The sequence below is a fragment of the Pseudomonas guariconensis genome, from assembly GCF_024127895.1.
Classification (GTDB): domain Bacteria; phylum Pseudomonadota; class Gammaproteobacteria; order Pseudomonadales; family Pseudomonadaceae; genus Aquipseudomonas; species Aquipseudomonas guariconensis_B.
The window spans coordinates 1-831 of record NZ_JAMYBK010000071.1 but is presented as its reverse complement, the minus strand read 5'-3'; the positions used below and the strand labels follow the sequence as shown (position 1 = coordinate 831).

Below are 831 nucleotides of genomic sequence, written 5' to 3'. Positions count from 1 at the left end.
ATTCTGCCATGCCCAAGCGATACGAACTTTCCGACGCAGACTGGGAAATAGTCGCCGATCTTTTTACTGCCCCTCGGCGTACCGGACGCCCAAGAGCTGATGATCGCCTGATGCTCAATGGCGTGCTGTGGGTGCTTTGCTCTGGCGCCGCATGGCGAGACATGCCGGAGCGATTCGGGCCTTGGTCCACGGTCTATCAGCGCTTCCGAGATTGGCGAAACCAGGGCATCTTCAACAAAATGCTCAAGCGCCTACACGTGAAACTCAACGCTCAAGGCCTGATCGACTTGGACACTTGGTGCATTGATTCAACGGCAGTCAAAGCGTCCCGGGCCTCATCTGGAGCAGGCCAAAAAGGGGGGCGGAAGAACCAACGGACCACGCACTCGGAAGAAGCCGGGGTGGGCTGACAACGAAAATTCACATGGTCTGCGACACCCGAGGTGTGCCATTGCATTTCATCCTCTCCGGTGGACAAGCCAGCGATATTTCCCATGCTGAACCCTTGCTGGACGGTGTTCACATTCCCACCGAACGAGGTAGGCCCCGTAAGCGATGCCGCAAGCTGATAGCGGACAAAGGCTACGACGCAGAAACGCTGCGGCAGTACTGCGACCGGTATCGCATGCAGCCCGTGATTCCCTACCGAATCATGAAGCGCAAACCGAAACCTGGATTGCCGCGTCTGTTCGACAAACCCAAGTACCGGGAACGCAACGTTATCGAGCGACTGTTCGGCTGGCTGAAGGAGCATCGTCGCTTGGCGACCCGTTACTGCAAGCTCGCGAAAAGCTATGCCGCCATGGTCACATTGGCCTGCTGGCGGCGATG

1 protein-coding gene is annotated in these 831 nt (G+C 57.6%); it reads left to right on the top strand.

The window, feature by feature from the left end:
* Nucleotides 1-8: 8 nt before the first annotated feature.
* Nucleotides 9-831 (top strand): IS5 family transposase gene (locus tag NJF35_RS24585; RefSeq protein WP_253091620.1). Its coding sequence is split into 2 segments (ribosomal slippage), with 821 coding nucleotides annotated over them: nucleotides 9-350 and nucleotides 353-831; the frame shifts between segments, so codons are not numbered across the junction. This gene is flagged as partial in the annotation.